The sequence below is a fragment of the Bergeriella denitrificans NBRC 102155 genome (assembly GCF_001592185.1).
GTDB lineage: Bacteria > Pseudomonadota > Gammaproteobacteria > Burkholderiales > Neisseriaceae > Neisseria > Neisseria denitrificans.
In genome coordinates this window covers 1-2388 of the sequence record NZ_BCWL01000267.1, presented here as the reverse complement: position 1 = coordinate 2388, position 2388 = coordinate 1, and the positions used below count along the sequence as shown (strand labels likewise).

At 59.9% G+C, this 2388-nt stretch carries 3 protein-coding genes; all 3 read right to left on the bottom strand.

The window, feature by feature from the left end; translation table 11 throughout:
• Positions 1-117: 117 nt before the first annotated feature.
• Complete coding sequence (gene gmhB / locus BDE01S_RS10060; RefSeq protein ID WP_066081085.1) at positions 118-681, bottom strand: D-glycero-beta-D-manno-heptose 1,7-bisphosphate 7-phosphatase; 564 nt, start codon at positions 679-681, stop codon at positions 118-120.
• Between the two features lie 61 nt (positions 682-742).
• Positions 743-1804 (bottom strand): glycosyltransferase family 4 protein, encoded by a 1062-nt coding sequence (locus BDE01S_RS10055; protein WP_066081088.1) that lies wholly within the window; start codon positions 1802-1804, stop codon positions 743-745.
• Positions 1805-1852: 48 nt separating this feature from the next.
• A complete protein-coding gene (locus BDE01S_RS10050) occupies positions 1853-2302 on the bottom strand; it encodes a DUF7832 domain-containing protein (protein ID WP_066081082.1) in 450 nt (149 codons plus the stop codon).
• Positions 2303-2388: the final 86 nt, after the last annotated feature.

Here is a 2388-nt window from a genome sequence, read left to right as displayed (position 1 = left end):
CAAGCGTTTTTTGTAGGTCGGGCACTTTTGCCCGACGGTTTTCAGACGGCTTCAATGGTTGTGGGGATTCGGGCAATGTCGGGCAAAAGTGCCCGACCTGCGGCTTGTTTCTGACAATCAAGCGGGATGGGCGGGCGCGTCCTGCTGGGTGAGGTATTGGGCGAAGGCCAGCAAATCATCGAAGACTTGGGTGTTTTCGGGCAGCTCGGCTTCTTTTTCGACCAGCGTTTTTTTGCCTTTGCCGGTCAGCACCAGCGCGGATTTGCCGCCGACGGCGTCGATGGCCTGCAAGTCGCGCAGGCTGTCGCCGACCAGCCAGGTTTCGGCGGCGTCGGCCTGGAAGCGTTCCAAAATATCCTGAACCATGCCGGGCTTGGGCTTGCGGCAGCTGCATTGGTCGGCGTCGAGATGCGGGCAGAACCAGATGCCGTCGATGATGCCGCCGGCCTGTACGGCCAGGCGGTGCATTTTGGCGTGCATTTCGGTTAAGTCCTGCATGGTGAAGTATTTGCGGGCGATGCCGGATTGGTTGGTGGCGACGACGACGGTATAGCCGGCTTCGGTGAGAAAGGCGATGGCGTCCATGCTGCCTTCGATGGGTATCCATTCGTCAACGGATTTGACGAAATCGTCGCGGTCTTGGTTGATGACGCCGTCGCGGTCGAGAATGATGAGTTTCATAGCGGTGTCCTGTATGGGGCGGCAGGGTAGGCAGTCTGAAAAAAGACGGTGATGCTGCCGTTCAGACGGCTGCGAGCATGGCCTGCAGGCGGTCGATATGGTGCGGCAAGGTCGGGTTGTAGGTCAGGGCGGCCAATGGGTCGGCAATTTTATGGCTTACCCCCCCCTGTTTGAGCAATATTGCTGCGCGAACAGCCTCGGCAAAGCTGTCGGGGCGGGCGCGGGAAAAGAAAAATCCGGCTTCGCTGTTCATGACTTCGGTGCAGGCCATGTTGTCGGACAAGACGACTTTGGTGCCGCACAGCACGGATTCGATGCCGACCAGGCCGAAAGGCTCGTAAAGCGATGCCATAACGGTGTAGTCGGCGGCGCGGTAAAGCTCGGGCATATCGGGGCAGAAGCCCAGCTCAATCACGTTTTTCATCGGGCGCGGCAGGGGTGAGCCGGCCACGGCGAGTTTGACGGGCAAATCGGTGTGTTCAAAAAAATCCGCCAGCAAATCCAAGCCTTTGCGTTTGTGGCCGGTAGAGGGAAACAGGAACACGGTGTCGCTGTCGGCAAAGCCGTATTTGCGGCGCAGCGCGGCGGTATGCTCGGGCTGCGGGCGGAAGCGTTCGGTATCGGCGGGCGGGTGGATAACGCGGATTTTTTCAGACGGCACGCCGTAATAGCCGGTCAGCTCGCGCTGCATCAGATGGGAATGCGCCATGATGGATTTGGCGCTGGCGTAGTTGCTGCGGTTGCGGCGTATGGTGAGTTTGTCGATGGGGTTGGCGCGTTTGCCCATATTGGCCAGATAGCCCAGATGCGTGCCGCCGCAGATAAAGATGTCGGCATGGTCGCTGGGGTTGCAGGCCAGCAGCGGCGCGTTGCGCCCCGCGCGGGCGGCCTGCAGGCTTTTGCTGAAGTAATACGGGCGCAGCTTTTTCGGTATCCAGCCCTGGGCAATCAGGTGCGGCGTGATGCGGGCGTATTCGGGCAGGCTGTTGTCGAGACGGGCGGCGAAAATATGGATGTCGGCGCCGCGTCCGGTCAGGCCGCGCACAAGGTCGAAGGTGTAGCTTTCCATGCCGCCGCCGCGGCGGAAGCTGTTGATGGCGATGTCGATTTGCGGGCTGGTCATGATGAGGTCGTTTTCAGACGGCATGAAGGCCGTCTGAAAATCAGGTTATTATCGGTTGTTCAGGCTGGCGAGCCAGCGTTCGTATGCGGCTTGGAAAACGGGCGCGAGCAGGGCGGCGTTTTCCGGGGTGTCGGCAGCGTGGTAAAGGCCGCCCAGCGCGGGCGTGTCGAGCGCGGTGATGTAGTCTTCCATAAACGCGCCGTAGCCTTCTTCTTCATCGTCGTAATAAAACGCGGTGAAGCGCTGCCCCTGCTCGGTAAAGTCGTCGGGCATCAGCGCGCCGTCCATGTGCCGCAGCAGAAATTGCGCGCCGCTCAACTGCCCCGCGCACATGGCGGCGAAATCGGCGGCGCTTTCTTCCGCCTGCGCCCATACGGGATTGGCCAGCCCCTGTGCAGCCGCCCATTGCCAATACATACCGATGTGTGTGGCGGCATTTTCCGGCGGCAAATCAGCGGGGTAGTCTTCGTCGGTGTGGAATCGGATATGGTCGTACATAAGGCGCGGCGCGTGAAATGAATGAAGGCATGATAAGGATTGGGCGCTAAAAAGTAAAGGCAAACACTATAGTCGAAGAACTGAAT